Raw genomic sequence first — 25,234 nt, forward strand, 5'->3', positions numbered from 1 at the left:
CGGCGAACGCCAGAAAGCGGTTCAAATCGTTTGAAAGATGCTTATCCGGAAAATAAATCCAGCCGCTTCAGACCTATTGCGATATCTGTGGATCGACGATCCAGTTAAGCACCTTGCGCCAATCGGTCATGCGCACGGGCGTTCCATGGTTTCCGGTTTCGAATAGAGTGAAACGCGTCGGATAATGCGCCTTGTAGAGCTTTTCGAACAAGGCCTGCTGGGCAGCCGCGGCATAGACGGGGTCCTTGCTGCCATGCGTAAACCAGAGCGGCAACTTGGCCTTGTAGAAGGCGCTTTTGGTGAAATCGGGATCCGTGACGCCGCTGAGGATCGCCATGCCCTTCAGTCGCTTGACGCTTTCTGCATCGCGGGTAATGCCCCAGCAGATGAAACTGCCCATGGAAGCGCAAGTCAGGATCACGGGCCTGCCGCCCGATTGCTCTTGGGAATAGCGGATCAACGCCGCGATATCGGCAACGCCGTTGCTGTCGAAGCTTTTTACGCTCGGCGCATAATAAGTGCCGCCGTTGCGGTAGGCGAGGTTCTTCAGCCGGTTGAAATTGCCGCCAAATGTATAATCGTTCGAGCCGAGCCGACGGTCGCCACCGCGTCCATGGATGAAGATGACGGTGAAGGCCTGCTTCGACCCCGGCCCGATGCGGGTGACATCAACCTTCCGATCGCCAAGCTGCAGGGTTTCGTCCTCTTGCGCTTTCCAGCGCACGCTAGTGTCGACATAGACAGGCTTGACGCGCTTTTCCGGGATTTGGTCTCGGCCGTTGATATCGCGCATCTCCTGATAGTCGACTGTCTGAAAGGCGCCGTTATCGTGATTTTCTATGACGGTCTGGCTCGAAAACAGCTCGTCCTTGAAGGGTTTCAGCATCTCCGCCGTAGCGCCCGCCGTTGTCGCTAGGAGCAGGACGCCCGAAATTGCGGCTAGAAAAGACAAATGAGCTGTGGACATTCGCATGCGGATACTTCCTCTGATCGGCCATCGGGCTTGCCATTGTTCACCCGACAACGCAAATCTCTTCATAAACCCGCCCCATCGTAGGGGCGCCATCGCGTTTGAGTGCCGTTTCTGGCAGAATCGCGGTGATTCGCGAATACCGGCAGCAAATGCATGATAAAGGGGTCTGGCCCCACCAGAACAAATCTGAGCAGCTTGAAATTCTATGGACAACAGCAACGATCTCTTCTCCGGACTCCCCCGCTCCGCAAAGCCCGAGCCAGCGGAAAAGCCAGATGTGAAGGCTGAAAAGCCGGCACCGGCGCCGCGCGCTGCGCCCACCACGTCTTCAGCCGAAGAATATGGCGCAAGCTCGATCCGCGTTCTCGAGGGGCTCGAGCCGGTCCGCATGCGGCCCGGCATGTATATCGGCGGCACGGACGAGAAGGCGCTGCACCATCTTTTCGCCGAAGTCATCGACAACTCGATGGACGAGGCCGTGGCCGGCCACGCCAATTTCATCGAAGTCTATCTTGACCGTGAGGGATATCTCACCGTCACCGACAACGGTCGCGGTATCCCGGTGGAAAATCACCCGCAGGTGCCAGGTAAGTCGACCCTCGAAGTCATCATGACCAAGCTGCATGCCGGCGGCAAATTCGACGGCAAGGCCTACGAGACCTCAGGCGGCCTGCACGGCGTTGGTGTTTCCGTGGTCAATGCCCTGTCGGATGATCTGGAGGTCGAAGTCGCCCGCAATCGCAAGCTTTATCGCCAGCGTTTCTCGCGCGGCCTGCCGGTCGGTGGCCTCGAAGAACTTGGGGATGTCCACAATCGCCGCGGCACGCGTATTCGTTTCCACCCCGATCCGCAGATTTTCGGCGATCATGCCCGCTTTGATCCGGCCCGCGTTTTCCGCATGGCTCGCTCTAAGGCTTATCTGTTCGGCGGCGTCGAGATCCGCTGGAGCTGCGATCCGGAGCTTGCGCCGGAAGGTTCGGACGTTCCCGAGAAGGCTGTTTTCCATTTCCCCGGCGGCTTGAAGGATTATCTCAAGGCGACGATGGGCAACGAGTTCACTGTCACCCGCGAGATCTTTGCCGGCAAATCGGAAAAGGAAAGCGGCCACGGCTCACTGGAATGGGCGATCACTTGGTATGGCGGCGATCCCCAGATCCACTCCTACTGCAATACCATCCCGACTCCCGAAGGCGGTACGCACGAAGCCGGTTTCCGCATTGCGCTCACAAAGGGCCTGAAGAACTACGCCGAGCTTACCCAGAACAAGCGCGCCGCCAATATCACCACAGATGACGTGATGATTTCCGGCGTCGGCATGTTGTCGATCTTCATTCGTGAACCGGAATTCGTCGGTCAGACGAAGGACAAGCTTGCGACCGTCGAGGCACAGCGCCTCGTCGAGAATACGTTGCGCGATCCCTTCGATCATTACCTCACTGACAATCCGGCCGAAGCCGAAAAGCTTCTGGAATGGGTAATCGAGCGCTCAGACGAGCGCATGCGTCGCCGCAAGGAAAAGGAAGTCAACCGCAAGACCGCCGTGCGCAAGCTGCGCTTGCCAGGCAAGCTGGCGGATTGCTCGCAGAATACGTCCGAAGGCGCGGAACTCTTCCTGGTCGAAGGTGATTCGGCAGGTGGCTCGGCCAAGCAGGCACGAAACCGCACCAACCAGGCCATCCTGCCCTTGCGCGGCAAGATCCTCAACGTTGCGAGCGCTGGCCGGGAGAAGCTCTCTGCCAACCAGCAGATTACCGATCTGGTCCAGGCGCTCGGTTGCGGCACGCGTACGAAATACCGCGAGGAAGACCTTCGCTATCAGCGCATCGTCGTCATGACCGATGCCGACGTCGACGGTGCTCATATCGCCTCGTTGCTCATCACCTTTTTCTATCAGGAGATGCCGGAGCTGATCCGCCAGGGCCATCTGTTCCTGGCCGTTCCGCCGCTCTACAAGATCACGCAGGGGGCGAAGTCCATCTATGCCCGTGATGACGCCCACCGGCTGGAGCTGATGGAGACGGAATTCAAGGGCAAAGGCAAGGTCGAGATCAGCCGGTTCAAAGGTCTGGGTGAAATGCTTCCTGCCCAGCTCAAGGAAACGACGATGGATCCGTCCAAGCGCACGCTTCTGCGTGTCGAGATCGACGAGGTCGATTTCGAAGGCACGCGTGACGCCGTCGACAGTCTGATGGGCACCAAGGCCGACGCTCGCTTCCGGTTCATCCAAGAACGGGCTGCCTTTGCCGCGGATCTGGATATCTGACGGCGAGGCAATCATCGGTTGCCGGCCAGTAGGGCTTCGCGAAACTTTATCGGATTGTCCGATATCCGTTACAAAGACGTCATGGATGAATGTGTAGATGGCGGCATTGTTCTCAATGCCGCCATTTCACGATCTGGATTGATGATTTCGCCATGTTGAAGCCATTTCTGACGACTGCCGCTTTTCTTCTGTTTGGTCAAGCCGCCTCCGCACTCGAGATCGGCACGCCGATCGACGTGCCCTGCCCGTTCGGCGATTGCGGCGCGGGCATCAGCCTCTCCTATCTCGGCAGCTACGATATTCCCACGGGCTTCAGCGAGAATGGCGTGGAGATGGGCGGACTTTCGGGGATCGAATTCGATCCATCCACCGGCCGCTATATCTCGATCAGCGATGATAGGTCTGAAAAGGCGCCGGCTCGCTTCTACAATCTCGATATTGATGTCAGCGCCAGCGGCTTGAAGGGTGTGGCGATTCTCGATCATGTCACGCTGAAAGACAAGGATGACCAGCCTTTCGGGACGAAAAAGGTCGATGCTGAATCCATTCGTCTGGGCAGAGACGGGATCTATTGGACCAGCGAAGGCGACGGCAAGGCGTTGCTGCCGCCTTTCGTGCGGATCGCCAGCCGTGACGGCGGTTTCATGCGCGAATTCTCGCTTCCTGCTAATTTCGCCCCAACCGCAGACAAAAGCATCGGCATTCGCGACAATCTCGCCTTCGAAGGCCTGGCCTTCTTGCCCGGCGGCGATCTGATCGTCGGCACCGAGTCGGCGCTCTATCAGGACGGACCGATCGCCACGCTAACCGGCGGCGCACTTGCTCGCCTCATCCGTTACGATGTAGCGACAGGAGAGCAGAAGGCGCAGTACGCCTACCCGATCTCGCCCATTCCGCAGGCTCCGTCTACTGCGAAGGGCTGGAACGATTTCGGCTTGTCCGAGATCATGGCGCTTGACGATCGTCGCCTGCTTTCGATCGAACGTGGCTACGCGGAAGGCGTCGGTACTTCCGTGGTCATCAACATGTTCGACCTCGATGGCGCCACCGACATCTCGAACATCCCTTCCCTGGCAAAAACGGATCAACGGATCGTACCTGTGCGCAAGACGCAGATCATGGATCTGCGGGCACTCGGCCTCGTTCCTGACAATATCGAAGGTATTACCTTCGGCAAGGCAAAGGATGGTACGGACGTACTCATCCTCGTCTCCGACAACAACTTCAACCCAACACAAAAGACGCAGTTCTTTGCTTTCAAGGTAGTTCGCCGACCGGGTTGAGAACTTATATTTATCCGCAACGTAGTCGTGTCATTGTCACGGCAGCGGAATAAAGAGGCTTTCAGGGCGGTGCCCTTGAAAGAGCCTAGATCATACCCCATAACCGGGTAATCTAGTAATGTGGGGCGAAGTAGGTCTGGTGGGTGTCTTTGAACGTCAGAAGCTGAAAGAGCATCGTTGGCTCGGACCAAGCGCGCATGCGCGAATGCCTCTTATACCATCCATCTCTGCGGCCCGCTGGCTTCTTATCCTCATAGCAATTGCCGGCATCTACTTCTTCTACGGCTTCCTCGTTCCGGTTTTGGCGGCGGCTGTCATCGGCTTTGCCACTTGGCCGCTCTATAGCGATCTCGTGCGTCGTACAGGTGGAAACACGACACTTGCAGCCAGCATAGCCATAGCCTTCATCGTGACGTTCCTCGTCCTGCCAATCGTCCTCTCAGCGCTCTATATGGCCGGTGAAGTGCGCGACTGGTTCGGCTGGGCGGTGCACGTCAATCGCGATGGCGCTCCACCGCCGCAATGGATCCTAGCCCTGCCCGTCGTCGGCTCATGGCTTGGCGATCAATGGGTACAGTATGTCGGCAGCCCCGGCTCTCTCGGCGAATTGGCCCAGATCGTCAGCGGCGCGCACATCGGCAATATATACAGGGCTGTGCTTGCCGCCGGCGGCAATGCGTTTCACGTCGTCCTGACCCTGCTCTTCATGCTGATCGCCCTGTTCTTCATCTATCGCGACGGCTCGACCTTCGTCCGTCAAGTCGATTTACTTGGCGAACGCATTCTTCCCAACCGCTGGGAGCGCATTTCTCGCGTCGTGCCGGCGACAATCAGCTCCACCGTTATGGGCATGACGCTGATCGCCATCGGCGAAGGCATCGTTCTCGGCATCGCCTATTGGATCGCTGGCGCTCCGTCGGCCATTACGCTGGGCGTCCTGACCGGCGTCATGGCGCTGGTGCCGGGCGGCGCTCCGCTGTCGATGTCATTGGTCTCCATCTATCTCATCGCAAGCGGCTCGCTCTGGGCAGGTATCGCCCTCTTCCTCTGGGGCACGATCGAACTCTTCATCGTCGATAAGACGCTTCGTCCGAAGCTCGTGGGCGGGCCGATCAAGCTGCCGTTCCTGCCAACCTTCTTCGGCCTTGTCGGCGGTGTAAAAACCATGGGCTTCCTTGGCCTCTTCATCGGCCCCGTGCTGATGGCCATTATCGTCGCAATCTGGCGTGAGTGGATCCGCGAGGCCGAATTGACCGAGGAGCAGCATACGCAGGAGCCGGAACTGCAACTCCAGCTGCAGGACAGTGCCGAAAAATAGGCTTCGTCCAAGACACTCCGCGCAAAAGTGCGCGTCCTCCATTTGAGGATAGACGACTCCAAACCGCACACAGTAAAGCTAAGAGGCCGCGACCCGCCTCAAGCCTGATTGAGGCGCTTCTCCATGAACAGGCTGAGCGGGTCAGGCAAATAGCTGCCGAAGGCGGGGATTTCGATATAGCCGAACTTCTTATAGAGGCCGATTGCTTCCGGTTGATAGATGCCGGTTTCCAGCCGTATGGCGTCGAACCGCTTTTCGATCGCTGTTGCTTCAACCGTCTCCATCAGCTTTCGAGCAACGCTCTGTCCTCTGGCGGCAGGGTCTACGAACATGCGTTTGATCTCGGCGATTCCGTCGCCGGCTCCGACCAGAGCACAGCAGCCGACGATATCCCCCTCGATCCTGGCAACCCAGAAGGTTACCTCTGGCTTCTCTAGCGAAGAGAGATCGAGCATGTGGTTGCTCTCAGCCGGGTACAATGATTCCGCATAAGCATCCGACATCTCCAGAAGACGGATGACGCCATCTTGGCGGGGCGATTCGATAGCGATCATCAGGGACAAAATATACCTCGCAAACAAGTCGCTTGCTGCATCTCACGCGGCGGCACGGGTCGCCAATGCCGCGAAATTCCTCGCCGTTTGCCGCCGTTCCGTATTCGCAAGCTTCTCCACCATGTCGAGCAACTGCGTCGCCGCGGTCGATTGCTCCGCGAGCCGGAACTTGCGAGCTAGGCGGGAAGAAACATTTTCCAGCATGGCCTCGCCGTTCTTGCGCGATGCCTCGCGCCAGATCAACGTTGCTTCTACGAACACGATGCTGATATCCCGCGAGAGGCCTGCGCTCTCGTAAAGGGCGCGGATCGCATAGACCCGCCCCCTTGAGATGATGGAGCGAACGCGCCGCTCATCACAGCCGGAAAGATTGGTCATCGCGCAGGTGAAGAAATCGACCTTGCCGGAGCACAAGGCCTGCATCAGGAATGTCGGCGTCAACCAGCCGGATTGCCTCAGATGTTCGACCAGATCGGGCAATTGTTCGTGTTGTGCCGATCCGGCGATTGCGACTGCGGCGGAGTCGCTCGCCTCGCGCGCCACTTGCTGCAACCTGCCGGTGCCAATCACCGTCTGAATGAGGTTCGATTCCGACAGCGCCTCACTGACCCGACGCATCAGCAAGTGCCTGACGTCGGAGGCGAGAACATCGCGGGAAAGAAGCAGGCCGCGTATATCGGCACAGTCGCCGAGACGCTCGGCAATGCGCTTCAGCGAAGCCTGCGACAGCAGGGCGCCGTCATTTTCGAGAAGGCACAGGATTTCGGTCTCTTCGCCGATTTCTGCAAGCGCCGCACAAACGACGCGCGGCACTTGCCCGCGCGATGCAATCAGCACCCGCGTTACATCGCTGCCATGCAGTACGAGATCGACAAGGTCTTCATCGGTAAACACCGGCGAAAACAGAATGATCTGTCCTGCGATCTCGGGCTGGTCCTCTGCAAGCGTCAGAATCACGTTGCGAGGAGTTCTGGGGGAATGCGCTACCGCTTCGGCGAGGGAAAGCCGCACGCGGGGTGACGGATCATCCAGCAGATAGGTCATCGCCATCTCGGCGGCGACGCGCTCTTCCTTCGGCATTTCCGACTGGAGATAGGCGCGGCCGAGCGCATTGGCGGCCCTTGCCCGGTTTTCTGCCTTTGCGGTCTCAGCCCAACGAAGGAATGCTTCTATGATCACGTAACGCCCCGATATCGGCGGGGCGATTCCGGCCCCACAAACTCATGCTGCCAACGTTAGCGGGCAAAGGTTTACGGGTCGTTTACCGCGTTTGTTAACCCCTCAAGAACAAAGGCTGAAATCAGGGAGCCTTGGGGCGCATCATTTCGAAAACATCACTGCCTTCGGCGTAGTCCATATAGCCCATGCGCGCGACCGGCCTTGCAAGCGCCATATCGAGCCTGCCATCGCGGATGATCGCCTCGTCGATATGGATGCCGACGACCTGGCCGATGACCATGATATTCTCGGAGGGTTCACCGTCGAGGCCCTTCGGTCGGAGAATCTCCGTCACCCGGCACTCAAGCACGGCGAAGGCTTCGCCGACGTAAGGCGCATCAATCAATTTCGCGCGCGCAGCCGTCAACCCTGCCAGCTCGAACTCGCTAATACCATAAGATGCCGCAATCGACGAGTGGTTCATCTTCTCCACGAGATTGCGGCTGACAAGGTTGGCGGTGAAGACGCCCGTTTCCTCGACGTTGCGCGCGCTGTCCTTGCGGCCGGACGAGGAGAACATCACCAGCTTCGGCCGGTCGCTGACCGCATTGAAGAAGGAATAGGGGGACAGGTTCAGCGAACCGTCCCTGCCCTTGCTGCCGATCCAGCCGATCGGCCTCGGCGCGACTATCGCCTTGAACGGATCATGCGCCAGGCCGTGACGATTGGTGTCCGTCGAATAGAACATCAGGCGTCGTCGCCTCCGACCCAGGTTACGGTTTCCGCCAGCTCAGGGCGCGGACGTTCCACGGGCGGAAAGTCCGAAGAGCCGATATGGATGAAGCCGGCGACTTTTTCGCCACGAGCAACGCCGAGCAGCGGATAGGCGCGTTCGTCATAGGCAAACCATTCGGTCAACCAGTTCGATACCCAGCCGTGGGCATTGGCGGAAATCAGCAAATTGAGGCAAAGCGCCCCGGCCGACATCAATTGCTCCCACTCGGGGATCTTCACGTGCGGCGCTGCCTTGCTGACGACGGCGATCACGACCGGCGCGCGCGTGAAACGGGTACGCTCCACCTGAATCATCTCTTCCGACAAGTCGGGCTTGGCCTCCAAAGCGAGCTTCAGCAATTCCTCGCCGATCCGCGTACGTTCCTCACCGCGATAGACGATGAAACGCCAGGGCGCGAGCTTGCCGTGATCGGGAACACGCGAGGCCAGGCGGATAATCTCCTCAATCTCAGGCCTTTCCGGGCCTGGTTCAGCCATCTGAAAGGCAGGAATGGATCTGCGCACGGCAAGATAATCGATCAGCTTAATATCGGTTTTCATGGAGTGATTGCTTTCATTTAACGGATAAGAGGATGCAGGCCTTGAATTTGTCATGGCATTGGTTTTGAAGTGGCGTGTGTCTTATCGGAAGTCAATCGGTTCGGAACCCATGTCAGGCATTTCATCGGCTCGCCGATTGAGCGCGGCTCTCGCGGTTCTCGGCTGCCTCTGCACAAACGCCTCGGCGCAGGAAGCTTTCAAGGAGTTCAAGCAGCTTGACGGCAGCGTGAAGATGCCGAAGCTCAATGCGTTCGTTGCGCCTGATGGCGAGAATTCCGCCGCGCGCTCACTGAAGGACGTTTCGCTCGAAGCCAAAATGACGCCACAGAGCAGCCCGCAGCAGCAGGGCCTCTCCTGGTATGTCTTCAGCCCGATTGCAGGCACTGACGGCAAACTGCCGCTGGTGGCTAGCTCGAAGGGCGGCTCGGCCTCATTCCACCTCATGCCCGGAGATTATTTCGTTAACGTCTCGTTCGGTCGCGCCGGTGTTACCAAGAAGCTCAGCGTATCTGAAACCGGCGAAACGCAGAAGCAGACCATGGTGCTCGATGCAGGCGGCATGGTGTTGAACGCCGTATCCGGATCCGATGTCCGCATCCCGCCGGATGAATTGAGCTTCTCGATCTATTCCAGCGAAGCCAAGGACGATGGCGAACGCGGCCTTGTCATGGATGATGTCAAGCCGAATACACTCGTCGGCCTAAGTGCCGGCACCTACCATATCGTTTCAGAATATGGCGAAGTTAACGCGGTCATTCGTGCCGATATCCAGGTCGAAGCCGGCAAGGTGACGGAGGCAACCATCCAGCACCGAGCGGCCAAGATCACCTTCAAGCTAGTGTCCGACGCCGGCAGCGAGGCGATCGCCGATACCGCCTGGTCGATCCTGACGTCGGCCGGCGATATCGTCGGCGAAAGCGTCAGCGCTTTTCCGACCATGGTGCTTGCCGAGGGTCGCTATACTGCCGTTGCCCGCAACAAGGACAAGATCTATCAGCGCGATTTTACCGTGGCTGCGGGCATGAATACCGATGTTGAAGTGCTGATGAAGCAGCAGCAGCCGCAAGAGGTCGACAGACGGCAACCGGCCCAGCAGCTTCCGCTGCAAATGCCTCAGATGCGCCAGACGCAATCGCCGCAGAGCCAGCCGGCGACCTCGAACCAGCAGCCGCTTCCCACATACGAACAGCTGGCCCCCACCGCTGGCGATGAAGGCGACAGCATGGATTGACGGTGGCCTGCGGCTTTTCAGGCACCCGCTTCCGTCTTGATAGACTTAGCCCGTCAAACCGCTTTTCGGCGCGACATTTTTCGCGGTGGCGCCATAGAGAATACGGCGGCGTAGAGCTTTGACAGCAGATCCTTACGATCGCTTCCCTCACTGAGCGCTTCCCAGCTCATCAGCGCACCGATATGCGCCGTGATGGTGCTTCCGGAAAGGCGCCGAAATTCGCGGATCAGCAGCGATATGCGCAGCGTCATCGAGAGACGGCTTGCCAGATGGAAGAGCCGGCCATTCTGCCCTTCGAAGTAGATCGGAATAACGCTGGCGCGTGCCGCCTGGATGAGTTTGGCGGGAAATATCTTCCAGGGCAGATCTTCGGCGCGGCCAAAGCCTTTTTTCGCGGTCGCAACGCCGCCGGCCGGGAAGACAATGATCGTGGTGCCTTCCTTGAGCAGGCGAACCGCCTCGTGGCGCGTCTTCATGTTGATCGCCATCGCCTCCTTGGTTTCCTCGAAGGAAACGGGAAGCGAATAATCGTACATCTCCGGCACCTTCAACAACTCGTTGTTGATCAGCACCTTGAACGGGCGACCGAGCTGTTCGGCAAGCGCCAGGACGGCGATCCCGTCGCCGATGCCGTAGGGATGATTGGCGACGATGACGATAGGCGCCTCGGGGATTTCCCGGGGCGGCCATTCCCCCTTGGCGAGTAGGCGAACATCGATAAGGTCGAGCATCTTGCCGAATACACGCTCGCTCTTGCCGATGATATCGGTGCGCCAGATATCGTAGAGCCGAGCATAGCGATCACGGCCGGACAGGCCTTCAATGGAGCGGATGAACCAGCGTTTTATGCGCGGATCCCGTTCATTGGCGTAGGATAATTCTTTGAAATCCAAATGCGCGACGGGCTGCCCCGCTCCTATCTTCCACTGCGGCGCACTCTGCGGCTGCAGCAACGCTTTGATTTTTCTACTATATGAAAGCTTTATGTCAGTTGTCTGACGGCACCCTGAAGGTGCCGTCAGAGACGATTGGCGTCAAGCGGCCTTGACGCGCCGGGCTTCGCGCTTACGCAGAACGTCCGGCGGCGTTGCTTCCAGGGTGAGCGACGCGATGGCTTCGTCGAGCGACATCGAGGTCTGCGACTGGCTGCCGAGGCGGCGGATATTGACCGAGCGCTCTTCTGCTTCCTTCCTGCCGCAAACGATGATCACCGGAACCTTCGTCACCGAATGCTCGCGGATCTTGTAGTTGATCTTCTCGTTGCGGAAGTCGGTCTCGACATCGAGACCGGCATCGCGCAGCGCTTCAGCAACTTCTTCGCCATAGGCATCGGCTTCCGAGGTGATCGTTGCAACAACGACCTGCAGCGGCGAGACCCAGAGCGGCATATGGCCGGCGAAGTTCTCGATCAGGATGCCGAGGAAGCGCTCCATAGAGCCGCAGATGGCGCGGTGGATCATCACAGGCTGCGTCTTTTCCGAATGCTGGTCGATGTAGAAAGCACCGAAGCGCTCCGGCAGGTTGAAGTCGACCTGCGTCGTGCCGCACTGCCATTCACGACCGATGGCGTCCTTGAGCGTATATTCGAACTTCGGACCGTAGAACGCACCCTCGCCCGGCAGAATGCCGGTTTTAATACGTCCTTCGGACTGCGCTTCGATCGTCTTCAACACGTCCATCATCACGCTTTCAGCGCGATCCCAGAGGTCGTCTGAACCGACGCGCTTTTCCGGGCGGGTCGAGAGCTTGACGACGATCTCTTTGAAGCCGAAGTCTTCATAGACCGACAGGATGAGATCGTTGATCTTCAGGCATTCGGCGGCCATCTGCTCGTCGGTGCAGAAGATGTGGGCGTCGTCCTGCGTGAAACCGCGCACACGCATCAGGCCGTGCAACGCGCCTGAGGGCTCGTAACGATGAACGGCACCGAATTCCGCAAGGCGGATCGGCAGTTCGCGGTAAGATTTCAAACCGTGCTTGAAGATCTGGATATGGCCGGGGCAGTTCATCGGCTTCAGCGCGAAGACACGATCATCGTCGGTATCGTCGCCGGCAACGGTCACCTTGAACATGTTGTCGCGGTACCAACCCCAGTGCCCCGAAGTCTCCCAAAGCGACTTGTCGAGCACCTGCGGCGCATTGACTTCCTGATAGTCGCCCTGCAGCCGCCGGCGCATGTAGGAGACCAGCGTCTGGAACACCCGCCAGCCCTTGCCGTGCCAGAAGACGACGCCGGGGCCTTCTTCCTGGAAATGGAACAGGTCCATTTCGCGGCCGAGACGGCGATGATCGCGCTTTTCGGCTTCGGCAAGAATGTGCAGATAGTTGTCCAGATCCGCCTGCTCGGCGAATGCCGTGCCGTAGATGCGCGTCAGCATCGGATTGTTGCTGTCGCCACGCCAATAGGCGCCGGCCACCTTCATCAGCTTGAAGGCATTGCCGATCTGGCCGGTGGAGGCCATGTGCGGGCCGCGGCACAGGTCGAACCAGTCACCCTGGTAATAGATCTTCAGATCCTGACCCTCGGGAATGGCGTCGACCAGTTCCACCTTGTAGCTTTCGCCTTTAGCAGCAAAGACTTCCTTGGCCTTCTCCCGCGACCAGACTTCCTTGGTGAATGGCTTGTTGCGCAGAATAATCTCGCGCATCCGCTTCTCGATGACTGGAAGGTCATCGGGCGTGAAGGGCTCGTTCTTGGCGAAGTCGTAATAGAAGCCGTTTTCGATGACTGGGCCGATCGTCACCTGCGTTCCCGGCCAGAGTTCCTGTACGGCTTCGGCGAGAACGTGCGCGGTGTCGTGGCGGATCAGCTCGAGCGCACGGTCGTCACTGCGGGTGATGATCTCGATCTTGCCATCGACGATCGGATCGGAAAGGTCGCGCACCGTGCCGTCGAGCGCAATGGCGACAGCCTTCTTGGCAAGCGACTTGGAAATGGATTCGGCGACATCGCGACCGGTCGTGCCCGCAGCGAAGCTGCGCACGGAACCATCGGGAAATGTCAGGGAAACAGGTTGGGACATCGATATTCTCCTTGTCCAGTCCCGCCAACGAATGCGGGTGGTTTCGAAAGATAGGGACCAGAGAGGTCCGCGCGCCTGATAGCTGCATTTCGTTATTTAGTAAAGAAAAAGCGGCGTTAGCGGCCGATCATCTCGGCCAAACCGCGCACGGTGTTCCAGTTTCGCATCGTTCCGACACCGAGCCTCTTTTTCGTCAGGGCCGGCAGCATTTTCGTCTCACTGGCTTTGAGGCCGAAATCGATCCAGAGATCGCCATTGACGACGGCCATGCGCTCATCGCGCCTATATTTCGCAAGCATATCGAGAACGTCCGGTTCGAGTGGCTGCCGCATGACCCGAACGATGACTTCACTGCCGATTCCATCCAGGAAAGGATTGCTTTCGGCAAGCTTCAGCCATGTGTGGGCATCGCGCACGATGATATCGACATGTTTTCCGAAGGTGGCGGCAAAGCCGGCCTCAAGTTTCGCCTCGATCGAAGCGATCGGCTGCTTCTCGCATTCGAAGAGGAGATTGCCGGTTGCCACCAGCGTTCGGGCGTTTTCAAAGCCGAGCCCCTCAGCCATCACCTTGAGATCGGCCATGACGACTCTGCGACCCGCGCCGAGAACAATGCTGTAGAGCAGCGCGACATAGACTGCCATGCGGTCAGGCAGCCTTCTGTCCGAGGCAGAAATAACGCCAAGGCGTCCACCAATGATAGCGACGCTCAAGTTCGCCGGGTACCGGATCTAGCCCGCTCGTGCCCCCCGGTCCGCAGCGCGCGACGCGAAACAGCGTCATCCAGCCTCCAGCCCAGAGCCCGTGACGTGCGACGGCCTCATAACCATATTCCGAGCAGGTCGGGATATGGCGGCAGGAATTGCCGACGAAGCCGGACAGCGTGAGCTGATACAGTCGAATGACGCCCATTCCGAAAAGCCGGTCTGGTGTTTTGCGGAATGGCCCGGGATAATTTCTCGATTTCGCAACATTATCACCGGACGGTGACGTCTTGCGCCGCGTTGGCTTTGAGGGAGCGGCACCACCATCGTCCTCGTCGTCTTGCATGAGACAGAATTGGCACATCGTCGCTATTCCGATCAGACGGCCTTAGCCGTTTTGGCATTTCCGTCCTGGCGTGCTGCCTCGATCTGACCGATCGCATCCACGACCGCATCGAATGTGAGCATGGTAGACGCATGACGCGCCTTGTAGTCCCTGACGGGACGCAGATAGCGCATGTCCTCGAAACGGCCGCTCGGCCCCTCGCCGTCTGCCTTGAGCATGGCGAGCATGTCTTCGCGGGCCTTGCGCACCTCATCCGCGGAGGCGCCGACCACATGCAGCGCCATGATCGATGACGACGCCTGGCCAAGCGCACAGGCCTTGACGTCATGGGCAAAATCCTTCACCACATCGCCGTCCATTTTCAGCCAGATTTTTACGCGAGAACCGCACAGTCTGGAATGGGCCTGGGCACTGGCATCGGCGTCAGGAAGACTGCCGATACGGCCGATATTGCCCGCAAACTCCAGGATTTTGCTGTTGTAGATGTCGTCCATACCAGATTTTGCTCCGATGCACCCGTGAGTGTTTCGTAACAAAAAACACAGCGTGTCCGTTTAGGACACTTTCACAGGGACAATGCCATACTATATGTATGTCGTTCGAAGACCAACGAAATGCAATGGTCTTCTGTAAGTTTGATGGGAAACCGTGCAGGACGGCAGGCTTGTCCGCCAGCCAGAACGCCCCGGAGCCCGCCAAAGGTACACAATCTCCGTACCTCGGGGAATGCCAGTGGCGAGTCCGACAAGATGATATCCGCGTAGCGGGTCAGGAGAACCACAGGTAATGGACGCTATTGTAAAGAACTTTCCGCAAGCCGTTGAATCCGACCGTCCGTCGCAGAAGGAAGCTGAAGACGCAGTTCGCGTTCTGCTTCGCTGGGCTGGCGACGATCCGCAGCGCGAAGGCCTGCTCGACACGCCCGCGCGCGTCGCCAAGGCCTATCGCGAGCTCTTCTCCGGTTATGACCTGAACCCCGAGGATGTGCTCGGCCGTACCTTTGAAGAGGTTGCCGGCTACGACGACATCGTCCTCGTGCGCGACATTCCCTTCTATTCGCATTGCGAACATCACATGGTCCCGATCATCGGCAAGGCCCATGTGGCCTACCTACCTAACGGCCGTGTGCTCGGCCTTTCGAAGATCGCACGCGTCATCGAAATCTTCGGCCGCAGGCTGCAGACGCAGGAAGCCATGACTGCACAGATCGCCAACGCCATCGACGATACGCTGCGTCCGCGCGGCGTTGCCGTGATGATCGATGCCGAGCATATGTGCATGGCGATGCGTGGTGTACAGAAGCAGGGCTCAACGACGCTGACGACGACCTTTACCGGCGCCTTTAAGGCTGATCCGTCAGAACAGGTCCGTTTCATGTCGATGGTCCGCGGCCGCTAGAGCCGGATGATTTTAGGCCGAGTGGGCCTAAATTCCGAATCCGCCCTAGAATCAAAGAAGTAGAGCATGACGTCGGCCGAAAACCGCTCTCACTTTTCGGCATCATGCTCCAACCAGACTTCAGGGAAATAGCCGGAAATGAACATTATTTTCAATGCGCCTTCCGACGACAAATCCGAACTCGAAGATGCTGGCGATTTCACGCCTCGCTTCGACGATCGCGGCCTGATCACCGCGATCGTGACCGACGCGCATGACGGCGAGCTCCTCATGGTCGCTCACATGAACGCCGAGGCTTTGGCTCTGACTATCAAGACCGGCACCGCGCATTATTTCAGCCGCTCTCGTGGAAAACTCTGGAAGAAGGGCGAAACCTCCGGAAATCTGCAGACGGTGACGGAAATCCGTACGGACTGCGATCAGGATGCTATCTGGCTGAAAGTGCAGGTCGCCGGACACGACGCGACGTGTCATACTGGACGGCGCTCCTGCTTTTATCGCACCGTCGAGCTGGAAGACGGAAAGCCGGTGCTGAGCGTGGTCGACGATCACCTGCATTTCGATCCGGAAGACGTTTACAAGCACTAGACCTATCGGCGAGGTGCTTGAACTGGCTGCAACCAGTATACGATTTCGAAACGAAAAAGGGACAGTATTTTAGCAAGAGGCGCGCGGGGCCTCGGAGGAGGCTTCAAATGCTGAATTGGGGTTTGAATCGTCACAATGGCGGACAGAACTCGACCGCTTTGAGCACCTCGCAAGATACGTCCCCACCTACTCTCGCTCCGGCTCCCCCCAAGAAAGTCAAGATCGCGCTGGCGCTCGGCGGCGGCGCAGCGCGCGGCTGGGCCCATATCGGCGTGTTGCGCGCCTTGGACGAAGCCGGCATAGCGGTCGGCATGATCGCCGGCACGTCGATCGGCGCGCTGGTCGGCGGTTGCTATCTGGCAGGCAAGCTTGATGAGCTCGAAGCTTTCGCCCGTTCGCTGACGATGCGCCGCATCGCAAGCCTTCTCGATCTGACCATAGGCGGTAGCGGCCTGTTCGGTGGCATGCGGCTGACCAAGCGCATGCAGGAACATCTGGAAGGCCTTGCGATCGAGGATCTGGATCGCCCGTTCGTTGCCGTTGCGTCGGAACTGAACACCGGTCACGAAGTCTGGATCGCCAACGGCTCCCTTATCACGGCACTACGCGCATCTTACGCCCTGCCCGGCATCTTCGAGCCCATTCGCTCCAATGGCCGAACCCTGGTCGATGGCGCGCTGGTCAACCCGGTTCCGGTCTCGGTATGCCGCAGCTATGAGCAGCCGCTGGTGGTCGGCGTGAACCTGCACTACGACCTCTACGGCAGGTCTGCTGTGGTCAAACATAATGTCGGCCCGCCGAACGGCGATCAGGTCCGTCGCGACGATACTCCTGCAACGAAACTCGGCATGACCGGCGTCATGGTGCAGGCCTTCAACATCATACAGGATAGAATAGCGCGCGCTCGACTGGCCGGTGATCCGCCTGATCTGGCACTGCATCCGCGCCTGAGCGACATCGGTCTTTCGGAATTTCATCGTGCCGGCGAAGCGATAGAACGCGGCTATGAGGAAGCATCGGCAAGATTGACCGAAATCCGGCGTATGCAGGAAGCATACGCGCGCTAAGGCGCAAACCGAGACATCGGCAAATCGCACTGTTTCGCCTGCGGCGGAGCAGGTGTCAGCAAACGCTCGGCGTGCGGGATTTCACGGCAAACTGCAGTCGCTCAGCTTTGCAATCGACCCACTGGGTCGATTGCTCTGGTGACCCTAATCTGCTCGTCACCCGGCGATATAGGCCTTAATATGCTCCGCCTCGATCTCGATTTCGCGGATACGCCATTTGACGACGTCGCCGATCGAGATGATGCCGGTGAGCTTGCCCTTCTCTTCGACAGGCACGTGGCGGAAGCGACCCAAGGTCATCACCTCCATAAGCTCATCGGTCGTGGTATCCTCCTTGCAACGCTGTACCTTTGCCGTCATCAGCGATGCGATCGGCTTGTCGAGGCATTCAGCGCCATGCTTGGCAACGGCATTGACGATATCGCGCTCGGTAAACATGCCGGAAATCTTGCTGTTCATTCCGACGACGACGATGGCGCCTATGCGCTTCTCGTTGAGTAGTTTGGCAGCCTCGGCAACCGTCGTATTGCCTCCGGCAGTAACGACGTCGCGGCCTTTGGCATCCAGTATGGCCTTCACGGAAACTGACATTCGATCCTCCCATCTCGAAAGCATGGTGAACACTTGAAGCATCCGATATGTTCCGAAATTACCCCCGGAGCTCAAACCGGCGCTTTGTCCGTCGGTCGAGTCGATCTCCTTTATCCCGCGACCGACGGATATCAATGGTGCGCTTGCCGCAGCAAGAAAGCAACAGCTTCATTCGTCGAGCGGTATAGCTTCTTGCTCTTCCATCCGCGGCTGGCGATCAAACAAAGCGAACAACAGAAACCCGAAAAGAAAGCCGCCGATATGGGCATCCCAGGCGACAGGCTGCGCGCTGTCGCCGACTAGTGTAATGCCGAAGGCGACGAGCGCGTTACCCGCAATCCACATGACGATATAGGCAACGACAGTCCGGCTGCGCAGCGAACCGAGAATGCTCAGCCGCGGATTGAGATGCGCCTGCCGCATCGAAACACGGCGCCCGTCCATCGCGGGGAAGGCAAAGCGGCATGCAGCGCCCATCAGTGCCGAGACGACGCCGGACGCGCCGATCAGCAGGGTCTGATCGCCCCAATAAAGCGCGGCATGCATGAAGGCGGAGGCGGCGGATGAGAGAAACCAGAAAATCACATAGCGCGCGGTACCGATGCGCCGTGCGACCGGCGCCGCGAACACCATCAGCCAAAGGCTGTTGAAGACGATATGTTCGATGCCGCCATGCAGCAGAGAATAGGTAACGGGCGTCCAAAGCCATTCAAGGCCCTGCTGCGACAGCGGAAAGGCATAGCGGGCCGGAATGAAGCTGAAGGTGAAATAGATCCAGTTCAACGTCTGATCCGACCAGGACGGCAGGTTCATCAACGCGAAGACGGCAATCAGCAGTGCGAGGCTCGCCAGGATGACCGGCGGCAGATTGAAGGCCGGAACGCGCTGCGGCCGCGGATCTTCCGGCTCTTGGCGCGGCAGCTGTTCATCGTCCATGTCTTGCTCTGCTTTTCTTGAGATGTGATCGACACATAGCGCAGCAAAACTCAAAAAAAAAGCCGCCCGGATGCCGGGCGGCAAAACGGGCGTCTTTCCGCTGGATTGGCCTGCAAAGCCGGCGCTGCGCCCTGAAAGTTCGTGCTGAAGGTCACTTGGTGAAGTGATGCCCTATTCCTCTCATCTGCCGTCGCGATTGGCAATTGAAACCAATAGTTAACCCTAACATCCCGGATCTGGCATGAAACTGGCAAGGCTTGATGTGACGGCGAAAACCGCCCCTGAGTTTGAACTGAAATGGGACACCCACGCATCATGCGGCAGAAGACGAGCACAGAGATATTTACCTACTGGGAGCAGATCCGCGGCAACGCGGACGCGCCGTTGCGCAGATTGATACAACCTTCGGCAATCGGCCATATTCTCCCCGAACTCTTCATTCTCGAGAATACGGCGGACGACAATCCGCGCTTCCGCCTGGCGGGTACGACGATCTGCAATCTGATGGGACGCGAAATTCGCGGCGAGGACTTTGCGGCCCTTTGGGCCGGCAGCCAGCAGGAGGATCCGGTGCGCATTGCGGCCGGCGTCATGGCGCATGTCGTTCCCGCCATGATCCATGCAACTGGCTACTGCGTCAGCGGCCGCAGCGCCGCATTTGAAATGATGCTAATGCCGCTGCGAAGCTCCAGCGATACTTGCGATAGATTGCTGGGCTGCCTGGCGCCTGCGACACCTGCCGCATGGCTGGGTAACGACTGCCTGGAGTTTCTGGCGCTCGATCGCACGCGCCTGCTGTATGAACGCCCTGCCCGCATTATCGATGCGCCGCCTCATCCCGATCCAACTGACATCCTGCCAACCCATGAAAACATGCGGCTGGGCGAATGGATGCGCAGGAAACTCAATCTGGCAATGCGCGGTCGCGACGTCGAAGCTGAACCGTCACGGGACAAAATCGGCAGACGCCTTTAAGTAACGCCGCGAGAAAGACAACATTACCTTAAGAACTTTCGGCTAGTTATTGCATCGGACGTAATCGGTCAAAGAAGCTCATCCATGCATTCATTCCAGCCGGCCCAGGGCATGCGGTCAAATCAACTGGCAGGCAATGGCCCCCGCAACGATCAGCGGACTTTTCAGCGAGTCCCGATCAATATGCAGGGTCGACTGATGCTCGCCAATTATGAGGAATTCGAGTGTCTGGTAACCGAAATGTCCCCGGGAGACATGTATGTCACCTGCGTGGGACGTCCGCGGGCCGATGAGCGTGTCATAGCTTACATCGATCACCTTGGCCGCGTCGAAGGCCATGTCATTGCCATCGATGGGCGCGGTTTCACCATGTCGATTAACGCGACCGAACGGAAGCGCGAAAAACTTGCCGCCCAGCTTACCTGGCTTGCCAACAAGCATGAACTCGGTCTGCCTGAAGATCGTCGCCACGATCGTCTGACGCCGCGCAACACTCGTTGCGACCTGACCATGGACGACGGCACGGCCTATACCTGTCGCATCATGGACCTTTCGCTTTCCGGCGCCGCCGTCGATGTCGAGGTGCGGCCGCCTCTCGGCACTCCGGTGCGGCTCGGCAATATGCGCGGCCGTGTCGTGCGTCACTTCATGGAAGGCGTGGCGATCGAGTTCCTTTCGCTGCAATCGCGCGAAACTTTGCGCGAATTTCTCTGATCCTGTTATCGTCCTGTCACGCAACGCGCCGAAATAGCGACGCTTGTTTTGTCTTGGATGCGTGGCGGCGAAATGCTCTATCCCGATATAACTCCTTTTGCGGAAGGCCTGCTTGAGGTCGGTGACGGCCACCGGATATTCTGGATGCAATCCGGCAATCCCGCGGGAGCACCCGTCCTTATCCTTCACGGTGGGCCGGGATCAGGAAGCTCCGCCGGCACGCGCCGATATTTCGATCCTCAGCATTACCGAATCGTCCAGTTCGACCAGCGCGGCTGCGGCAATAGCCTCCCGCACGCGTCAGAGCCGGATGTCGATCTATCGACGAACACGACCTGGCACTCCATCGCCGATATTGAGCGGCTGAGAATTTCACTCGGTATCGAGCGCTGGGCCGTTTTCGGCAATTCGTGGGGGTGCACGCTTGCCCTGATTTATGCCGAAACCCATCCGGATCGGGTGTCGTTCTTACTTCTCGTCGGCATTACCATGACGAGGCACACGGAGATCGACTGGCTCTACCACGGCCTCAGGCGTTTCTTTCCCGAGGAGTGGGCGCGATTCCGCGCGGCTGTTCCGCCAGGGGATCGTGACGGTGATCTTGTCGGCGCCTACTACCGCCTTCTGTGCAATCCCGATCCGACCATTCACGTGAAGGCAGCTGTCGATTGGCATGAGTGGGAATCCGCCTCGATCCTGGTCGATCCTCGCGCCACCCTGTCGGCCCGCTGGTCCGATTCGCGATACGTGACAGCGCGCGCTCGCATCATCACGCATTACTTTCATCATCTGGCCTGGATTGAAGAAAGCCAGATCCTCCGTGACATCAATCGCATTGTCGGCATCCCCTGCACCATGGTTCAGGGGCGGCTCGATCTTGAGGGCCCACTCGTCACGGCATGGGAATTGTCGCGGGCAATGCCGGAGGCTGGGCTGATCGTCGTTCCCAACGCAGCCCATTCTGCCGATCTGGCGGAAATGGCAGCGACGATCATCCGGGTGGCGGACGCTATGCGCGTGCGAATTTCAAAATAAAATCAAAAAAATATTTTTGCTGATTTTTCCCAAAGTGGCACAGCAGCGGGCATATCGGCCGGTTTGGGCCATCCGTTTCCTAGCCGTGGCGGTTATGTTGTTTCATTATGGGACGATATTTAACCGTAAGAGCCATCTCGCCGTTAACAATTCCATTGGTGATAAACCATTTGAAAGCAGGGCTGAGACGGCCTTAGCCAATCCAGGGAACCATACCGGAAACATTCGAATTTTAATCGAATTCGCTGAAAAATTGATTCAAGTTTTCTGCGTGTTTTATGAAAGTTTGATGCGGATTTGATTCAACTAAGCCCTTAATTTGACTGTGCAATTTTGCGCGAGATAAAAGCATGCGTGTCATTCTGATCCCAACAAAATAAGCAGGGACAGGGACATGAACTTTCACTTCGTACTTCGCGGTTGCGCCGCTTTAGCATTCGCCACTCTCGGCTTCTTCGGCCTTGCTCAGGCCGCACCAGCCAACATGAGGATCACGGGCGACGCCGCTCCCCCGATCGGTCACTACGAGTTCTGCAAGGAGAACCCTCGCGAGTGCACTTTCGCCGGCGGCGATGCGGGTCCGATTATCCTCACCCAGGATAGCTGGAAGACGATCCTGCAGATCAATTACACGGTCAACACGACGATCAAGCCGATGACCGACATGGAGCTTTACGGCGTCGAGGAAAAGTGGGCGATCCCGACCACGGCCGGCGATTGCGAAGATTTCGCACTGCTGAAGCGTAAGGAATTGATCGATGCCGGCTTCTCTCCGTCCGATCTGCTCATGACCGTCGTGCTGCAGCCGAATGGCGATGGTCATGCTGTCCTGACGGTGCGTACCGATCGCGGCGACTTCGTTCTCGACAACATGCGAAACAAGGTGAAGCTTTGGTCTGAGACGGAATACACCTTCCTCAAACGCCAGTCGGTCGACCACCCAGCCCGTTGGGTCAAGATCCAGGACGGCCGCGCCGTTGCCGTCGGCAGCCTGAAGTAGGAAGTGATACAAAGATCGTCGGTGGCCTAGCGCCGATGATCGAGAGCAGAGACCCGGTCTCGTCCCCTGATTTCTGTCCAGGCCGGTGCCTCTGAGCCGTTCCCACTGTCCCGGGAACGGCTCTTTTTTGTTCGTCGGCTTAATTTCAATTCATGGCGGGATATGCGTGGGTCGTCGCCCAATAGCACGGTCGCCGACATTATTTTAAAGCTTCATTAACCATCGTGACGCCAATCATTTCCGAACAAGACTCATTGAAAGTCTGATCCTGCCGCGGAATTGCCATCGCTCGCACTGAAGCTGGCATCCGGGGCGGAATGAAATGAAGGCAAGGGCATGGTTTCTACTCCGTCATCAGCCTCGAGCATTGACGAAAGGCCGCTGATATCGAGCGGTCTCGTCTATCGGATCACCGCGGGCATTGCCGTTCTGGCAGCCCTCACCGTCGGCATTTCCGTTGGCGGTCATTGGCTTGGAGAGAGAATTTCCCTGGGTGGCCATACCACCGACACCAAGCCTGTCTCCGTGACGATTGGCGAGGATGCGCTGCGCCTGACGGCAAATACCATCCGCTTCCCGAGCGAGCGCGTCGATGGGACGGCCGAACGCGTCGATCTCTACCTCACCTGGCCGCAGATGCAGGGATACAGCGAGGCCGATCGGCTTCGTTTTGACGATGTCTCTCAATCTTCGTCGCTGATCTTCTTGCAGCTCAGCCAAAGCACGATGTCACGTGATATGTCCGGCCGGTTGGAGCCCATCTATTCTCACATCATGGATGGCGTGCCGTATTCCGGTCCCCATGGTTTGACGGCGCATCGCCTGCGTGCCGATGCCGGCTACAACAACGAGATTCTTTTGACGGCGTCCCGTCCGGGACAGCCTGACTATGTCGTGCGCTGCCTCCTGCCCGCATCGCCGGCCCTGGCAACCAGCGGCGACTGCCAGAGAGATGTCAAGGTGGGTAAGGACTTGAGCGTCCTCTATCGCTTTTCCAGCAATCAGCTCGGGGATTGGCGCACCATGGATGCCGCTGTCCAGAGCTTCGTTAAAGCGCGGCTCCTGGATACCCAAGGCTCTTTGCCCACAACTGGCGCCGGTCGCTAAAATGGCGCGAAAACCTGAAACCAACCGTTCATCATAAACCGATTGGTAACGCTAAGCCCTTACTCTCGAACGCAACGGGCGTTTGTGGAAGGCGGCGGCCGGATCATCGAGAATGTAAATGCAAGCAGAGAGTGATTTAGTGTCCAGATCAACCCTTCCCGTATCGTCGTCTCAATCCGGTAAGATTCTGGCGAGAATGTTCCTAGGCTTTTCGGTGGCAACGGCAACGATCACGGTAACCGCCGTGAGCGCCTATGCAGGCACGAAATATGCCGGCATCGTCGTCGATGCCAATACGGGCAACGTTCTCTACAGCGAAAACGCTGACACGCTTCACTACCCCGCCTCGCTGACCAAGATGATGACGGTCTATTTGACCTTCGAAGCACTTGAAGCAGGCCGCATTACTCTCGACACGCCAGTCGTCTTCTCCAAGAATGCCGCCTTGCAGGCGCCGACGAAGCTCGGCATCGGCACTGGCCATTCGGTAACGGTACGCGAGGCCATCCTCGGTATTGTCACCAAATCGGCCAATGATGCCGCCATGGCGCTGGGCGAGATGCTCGGCGGCTCCGAGGAGGGCTTTGCGCGCATGATGAACGACAGGGCGCGCGCGCTCGGCATGACGCGCACGACCTACCGCAATCCAAACGGCCTGCCGAATACCGCGCAGATGACGACGGCCCGTGACCAGGCTCGCCTCGGCATCGCCCTTCGTGAGCATTTTCCGCAATATTACGGTTTCTTCTCCGAGACGAGCTTTCACCTCGGCAGCAGGGTCATTTTTGGTCATAACCGCCTGATCGGTTCCGTGCGCGGCGTCGACGGCATCAAGACCGGTTATACCCGCGCAGCCGGGTACAACCTCGCAACTTCGGTAAAGGTCGATGGCCGTTCGATCGTCGGCGTGGTACTTGGCGGCGCGTCCACACCCGCCCGCGACAATCAGATGCGCAAGTTGATCGCCGCATATCTGCCGCAGGCATCGACACGCCATATCGCCTCCGAGGTCGTTGCCCACGCGCCTGCGGCCACACCCAATGTTCAGGTCGCCAGTGCCCGCTTTGGTGAGGTCAACCACGCAAAGATTCGCAACGATGAAGCCGCAGAGGCGGTCGAGCCCCAGCAGCCATCCAGCGCGGCGGCCTTTGCAGCGGTAACGCCGAAATCGGCCAATCCCCTGCTTGCAGCACAGCCTGTTCCGCAGCGCGCGGCTTCAGACGATGCGACTTCCGACGATGCCGATGAGGATGAAGTCGATACCGTCACCACCGCCTCAATCTCCAAAGCCGATACGAAGGTCGTGAAACTGCAGCGCGCTGAAAAGGCGGAGAAGACGGAAAAGGTTGCAAAGGCCGAAAAGGCCGAGCGCGATCCCACCGGTTGGATCGTCCAGATCGGTGTTTCCTCCAGCAAGGACGGCGCCAGCGATCTTCTCGATGCCGCCAAGAACAAGGGCGGCAAGGCACTGCGTGCCGCAAAACCCTATACCGTTGCCTTTGACGGCGGCTACCGCGCTCGCTTTGGCGGCTTTGAGGATCAGAACTCGGCCCTCAGCGCCTGCAAAGCTTTGAAGCGCGCAGGCGTTAAGTGCTGGGCGAGCGTGGAATAGAACGGTGACCAATGTGTTTCGTG

General features: G+C 58.4%; 26 protein-coding genes. 14 read left to right on the forward strand and 12 right to left on the reverse strand.

The features are described from left to right. Nucleotides 1-73: 73 nt before the first annotated feature. Entirely contained in the window at nucleotides 74-973 is a 900-nt protein-coding gene (locus tag QD461_RS27980) for a dienelactone hydrolase family protein (RefSeq protein ID WP_414090511.1), read from the reverse strand. Between the two features lie 205 nt (nucleotides 974-1,178). Here QD461_RS27980 and parE point away from each other — a divergent pair, with 205 nt between their 5' ends. From parE to QD461_RS27995, 3 genes are all read left to right on the forward strand, one after another. Then, nucleotides 1,179-3,236, forward strand: a complete 2,058-nt coding sequence (gene parE / locus QD461_RS27985) for a DNA topoisomerase IV subunit B (protein ID WP_414090512.1) — start codon at nucleotides 1,179-1,181, stop codon at nucleotides 3,234-3,236. A gap of 152 nt (nucleotides 3,237-3,388) precedes the next feature. Further along, nucleotides 3,389-4,519: an esterase-like activity of phytase family protein gene (locus QD461_RS27990; RefSeq protein WP_414090513.1), complete on the forward strand. Its 1,131-nt coding sequence runs from the start codon at nucleotides 3,389-3,391 to the stop codon at nucleotides 4,517-4,519. A gap of 139 nt (nucleotides 4,520-4,658) precedes the next feature. Next, complete coding sequence (locus tag QD461_RS27995) at nucleotides 4,659-5,837, forward strand: AI-2E family transporter (RefSeq protein ID WP_414090545.1); 1,179 nt, start codon at nucleotides 4,659-4,661, stop codon at nucleotides 5,835-5,837. A gap of 98 nt (nucleotides 5,838-5,935) precedes the next feature. On the opposite strand, the gene QD461_RS28000 is transcribed toward QD461_RS27995, so the two are convergent. The 4 genes from QD461_RS28000 to QD461_RS28015 form a co-directional block, all read right to left on the reverse strand. After that, entirely contained in the window at nucleotides 5,936-6,400 is a 465-nt protein-coding gene (locus tag QD461_RS28000) for a GNAT family N-acetyltransferase (protein WP_414090514.1), read from the reverse strand. A 33-nt stretch (nucleotides 6,401-6,433) separates the two neighbouring features. Next, entirely contained in the window at nucleotides 6,434-7,585 is a 1,152-nt protein-coding gene (locus tag QD461_RS28005) for a DUF2336 domain-containing protein (protein ID WP_414090546.1), read from the reverse strand. A gap of 106 nt (nucleotides 7,586-7,691) precedes the next feature. Next, the gene (locus QD461_RS28010; protein WP_414090515.1) at nucleotides 7,692-8,297 is read right to left on the reverse strand and encodes a flavin reductase family protein; all 606 of its coding nucleotides are present in this window, start codon (nucleotides 8,295-8,297) and stop codon (nucleotides 7,692-7,694) included. Continuing rightward, the gene (locus tag QD461_RS28015; RefSeq protein WP_414090516.1) at nucleotides 8,297-8,884 is read right to left on the reverse strand and encodes a nitroreductase; all 588 of its coding nucleotides are present in this window, start codon (nucleotides 8,882-8,884) and stop codon (nucleotides 8,297-8,299) included. The genes QD461_RS28010 and QD461_RS28015 overlap by 1 nt, the downstream gene beginning before the upstream one ends. Before the next feature lie 109 nt (nucleotides 8,885-8,993). On the opposite strand from QD461_RS28015, the gene QD461_RS28020 reads away from it, so the two are divergent. After that, nucleotides 8,994-10,115: a hypothetical protein gene (locus QD461_RS28020; protein WP_414090517.1), complete on the forward strand. Its 1,122-nt coding sequence runs from the start codon at nucleotides 8,994-8,996 to the stop codon at nucleotides 10,113-10,115. Between the two features lie 53 nt (nucleotides 10,116-10,168). On the opposite strand, the gene QD461_RS28025 is transcribed toward QD461_RS28020, so the two are convergent. The 5 genes from QD461_RS28025 to QD461_RS28045 form a co-directional block, all read right to left on the reverse strand. Then, nucleotides 10,169-11,008 carry a lysophospholipid acyltransferase family protein gene (locus QD461_RS28025; protein ID WP_184710522.1) on the reverse strand — a complete coding sequence of 280 codons (840 nt, stop codon included), beginning with the start codon at nucleotides 11,006-11,008 and terminating at the stop codon, nucleotides 10,169-10,171. Between the two features lie 141 nt (nucleotides 11,009-11,149). Next, the gene (gene thrS / locus QD461_RS28030; RefSeq protein WP_414090518.1) at nucleotides 11,150-13,138 is read right to left on the reverse strand and encodes a threonine--tRNA ligase; all 1,989 of its coding nucleotides are present in this window, start codon (nucleotides 13,136-13,138) and stop codon (nucleotides 11,150-11,152) included. Between the two features lie 116 nt (nucleotides 13,139-13,254). Further along, nucleotides 13,255-13,782 (reverse strand): DUF1697 domain-containing protein, encoded by a 528-nt coding sequence (locus tag QD461_RS28035; RefSeq protein ID WP_414090519.1) that lies wholly within the window; start codon nucleotides 13,780-13,782, stop codon nucleotides 13,255-13,257. Between the two features lie 4 nt (nucleotides 13,783-13,786). Then, nucleotides 13,787-14,206 carry a membrane protein insertion efficiency factor YidD gene (gene yidD, locus QD461_RS28040; RefSeq protein ID WP_414090520.1) on the reverse strand — a complete coding sequence of 140 codons (420 nt, stop codon included), beginning with the start codon at nucleotides 14,204-14,206 and terminating at the stop codon, nucleotides 13,787-13,789. Between the two features lie 14 nt (nucleotides 14,207-14,220). Next, complete coding sequence (locus QD461_RS28045; protein WP_414090521.1) at nucleotides 14,221-14,682, reverse strand: iron-sulfur cluster assembly scaffold protein; 462 nt, start codon at nucleotides 14,680-14,682, stop codon at nucleotides 14,221-14,223. A 292-nt stretch (nucleotides 14,683-14,974) separates the two neighbouring features. Here QD461_RS28045 and folE point away from each other — a divergent pair, with 292 nt between their 5' ends. The 3 genes from folE to QD461_RS28060 all read left to right on the forward strand — a co-directional run bounded on the left by folE (nucleotide 14,975) and on the right by QD461_RS28060 (nucleotide 17,241). Next, on the forward strand, nucleotides 14,975-15,586 hold the full coding sequence (gene folE, locus QD461_RS28050; RefSeq protein WP_414090522.1) for a GTP cyclohydrolase I FolE: 612 nt from the start codon (nucleotides 14,975-14,977) through the stop codon (nucleotides 15,584-15,586). Between the two features lie 138 nt (nucleotides 15,587-15,724). Continuing rightward, nucleotides 15,725-16,174: a phosphoribosyl-AMP cyclohydrolase gene (gene hisI, locus QD461_RS28055; RefSeq protein WP_184710395.1), complete on the forward strand. Its 450-nt coding sequence runs from the start codon at nucleotides 15,725-15,727 to the stop codon at nucleotides 16,172-16,174. A gap of 107 nt (nucleotides 16,175-16,281) precedes the next feature. Then, the gene (locus QD461_RS28060; RefSeq protein WP_414090523.1) at nucleotides 16,282-17,241 is read left to right on the forward strand and encodes a patatin-like phospholipase family protein; all 960 of its coding nucleotides are present in this window, start codon (nucleotides 16,282-16,284) and stop codon (nucleotides 17,239-17,241) included. A 156-nt stretch (nucleotides 17,242-17,397) separates the two neighbouring features. Here the strand turns inward: QD461_RS28060 and QD461_RS28065 are convergent, their stop codons facing one another. Beyond that, nucleotides 17,398-17,832, reverse strand: a complete 435-nt coding sequence (locus QD461_RS28065; RefSeq protein WP_184710391.1) for a CBS domain-containing protein — start codon at nucleotides 17,830-17,832, stop codon at nucleotides 17,398-17,400. Nucleotides 17,833-18,000: 168 nt separating this feature from the next. Further along, nucleotides 18,001-18,768, reverse strand: coding sequence for a rhomboid family intramembrane serine protease (locus QD461_RS28070; RefSeq protein WP_184710389.1), 768 nt, complete (start codon nucleotides 18,766-18,768; stop codon nucleotides 18,001-18,003). A 315-nt stretch (nucleotides 18,769-19,083) separates the two neighbouring features. Here QD461_RS28070 and QD461_RS28075 point away from each other — a divergent pair, with 315 nt between their 5' ends. From QD461_RS28075 to QD461_RS28105, 7 genes are all read left to right on the forward strand, one after another. Then, complete coding sequence (locus QD461_RS28075; protein ID WP_414090524.1) at nucleotides 19,084-19,743, forward strand: PAS domain-containing protein; 660 nt, start codon at nucleotides 19,084-19,086, stop codon at nucleotides 19,741-19,743. An 84-nt stretch (nucleotides 19,744-19,827) separates the two neighbouring features. Next, nucleotides 19,828-20,457: a PilZ domain-containing protein gene (locus tag QD461_RS28080; RefSeq protein ID WP_414090525.1), complete on the forward strand. Its 630-nt coding sequence runs from the start codon at nucleotides 19,828-19,830 to the stop codon at nucleotides 20,455-20,457. Nucleotides 20,458-20,529: 72 nt separating this feature from the next. Next, complete coding sequence (pip, locus tag QD461_RS28085; RefSeq protein WP_414090526.1) at nucleotides 20,530-21,492, forward strand: prolyl aminopeptidase; 963 nt, start codon at nucleotides 20,530-20,532, stop codon at nucleotides 21,490-21,492. A 16-nt stretch (nucleotides 21,493-21,508) separates the two neighbouring features. Beyond that, a complete protein-coding gene (locus tag QD461_RS28090) occupies nucleotides 21,509-21,793 on the forward strand; it encodes a hypothetical protein (protein ID WP_414090527.1) in 285 nt (94 codons plus the stop codon). Between the two features lie 93 nt (nucleotides 21,794-21,886). Continuing rightward, nucleotides 21,887-22,492, forward strand: a complete 606-nt coding sequence (locus tag QD461_RS28095) for a transglutaminase-like cysteine peptidase (RefSeq protein WP_414090528.1) — start codon at nucleotides 21,887-21,889, stop codon at nucleotides 22,490-22,492. Between the two features lie 336 nt (nucleotides 22,493-22,828). Next, nucleotides 22,829-23,599: a hypothetical protein gene (locus QD461_RS28100; RefSeq protein ID WP_414090529.1), complete on the forward strand. Its 771-nt coding sequence runs from the start codon at nucleotides 22,829-22,831 to the stop codon at nucleotides 23,597-23,599. Nucleotides 23,600-23,717: 118 nt separating this feature from the next. Further along, on the forward strand, nucleotides 23,718-25,211 hold the full coding sequence (locus QD461_RS28105) for a D-alanyl-D-alanine carboxypeptidase (RefSeq protein ID WP_414090530.1): 1,494 nt from the start codon (nucleotides 23,718-23,720) through the stop codon (nucleotides 25,209-25,211). Nucleotides 25,212-25,234: the final 23 nt, after the last annotated feature.

Origin of the sequence: Rhizobium sp. BR 314 (genome assembly GCF_047445805.1) — a bacterium.
Classification (GTDB): domain Bacteria; phylum Pseudomonadota; class Alphaproteobacteria; order Rhizobiales; family Rhizobiaceae; genus Rhizobium; species Rhizobium lusitanum_B.

Bases quoted from the DNA above. Each gene is read 5' to 3' on its own strand.
- QD461_RS28075 (WP_414090524.1), top strand. From the start codon at position 19,084: ATGCGGCAGAAGACGAGCACAGAGATATTTACCTACTGGGAGCAGATC.
- QD461_RS28060 (WP_414090523.1), top strand. From the start codon at position 16,282: ATGCTGAATTGGGGTTTGAATCGTCACAATGGCGGACAGAACTCGACC.
- QD461_RS27980 (WP_414090511.1), bottom strand. From the start codon at position 973: ATGCGAATGTCCACAGCTCATTTGTCTTTTCTAGCCGCAATTTCGGGC.
- QD461_RS28105 (WP_414090530.1), top strand. From the start codon at position 23,718: ATGCAAGCAGAGAGTGATTTAGTGTCCAGATCAACCCTTCCCGTATCG.
- QD461_RS28080 (WP_414090525.1), top strand. From the start codon at position 19,828: ATGCATTCATTCCAGCCGGCCCAGGGCATGCGGTCAAATCAACTGGCA.
- thrS (WP_414090518.1), bottom strand. From the start codon at position 13,138: ATGTCCCAACCTGTTTCCCTGACATTTCCCGATGGTTCCGTGCGCAGC.
- QD461_RS28045 (WP_414090521.1), bottom strand. From the start codon at position 14,682: ATGGACGACATCTACAACAGCAAAATCCTGGAGTTTGCGGGCAATATC.
- QD461_RS28015 (WP_414090516.1), bottom strand. From the start codon at position 8,884: ATGAAAACCGATATTAAGCTGATCGATTATCTTGCCGTGCGCAGATCC.
- hisI (WP_184710395.1), top strand. From the start codon at position 15,725: ATGAACATTATTTTCAATGCGCCTTCCGACGACAAATCCGAACTCGAA.
- QD461_RS28010 (WP_414090515.1), bottom strand. From the start codon at position 8,297: ATGTTCTATTCGACGGACACCAATCGTCACGGCCTGGCGCATGATCCG.
- QD461_RS28035 (WP_414090519.1), bottom strand. From the start codon at position 13,782: ATGGCAGTCTATGTCGCGCTGCTCTACAGCATTGTTCTCGGCGCGGGT.
- yidD (WP_414090520.1), bottom strand. From the start codon at position 14,206: ATGTGCCAATTCTGTCTCATGCAAGACGACGAGGACGATGGTGGTGCC.
- QD461_RS28100 (WP_414090529.1), top strand. From the start codon at position 22,829: ATGGTTTCTACTCCGTCATCAGCCTCGAGCATTGACGAAAGGCCGCTG.
- folE (WP_414090522.1), top strand. From the start codon at position 14,975: ATGGACGCTATTGTAAAGAACTTTCCGCAAGCCGTTGAATCCGACCGT.
- QD461_RS28070 (WP_184710389.1), bottom strand. From the start codon at position 18,768: ATGGACGATGAACAGCTGCCGCGCCAAGAGCCGGAAGATCCGCGGCCG.
- QD461_RS28020 (WP_414090517.1), top strand. From the start codon at position 8,994: ATGTCAGGCATTTCATCGGCTCGCCGATTGAGCGCGGCTCTCGCGGTT.
- pip (WP_414090526.1), top strand. From the start codon at position 20,530: ATGCTCTATCCCGATATAACTCCTTTTGCGGAAGGCCTGCTTGAGGTC.
- QD461_RS27990 (WP_414090513.1), top strand. From the start codon at position 3,389: ATGTTGAAGCCATTTCTGACGACTGCCGCTTTTCTTCTGTTTGGTCAA.
- QD461_RS28065 (WP_184710391.1), bottom strand. From the start codon at position 17,832: ATGTCAGTTTCCGTGAAGGCCATACTGGATGCCAAAGGCCGCGACGTC.
- parE (WP_414090512.1), top strand. From the start codon at position 1,179: ATGGACAACAGCAACGATCTCTTCTCCGGACTCCCCCGCTCCGCAAAG.
- QD461_RS28095 (WP_414090528.1), top strand. From the start codon at position 21,887: ATGAACTTTCACTTCGTACTTCGCGGTTGCGCCGCTTTAGCATTCGCC.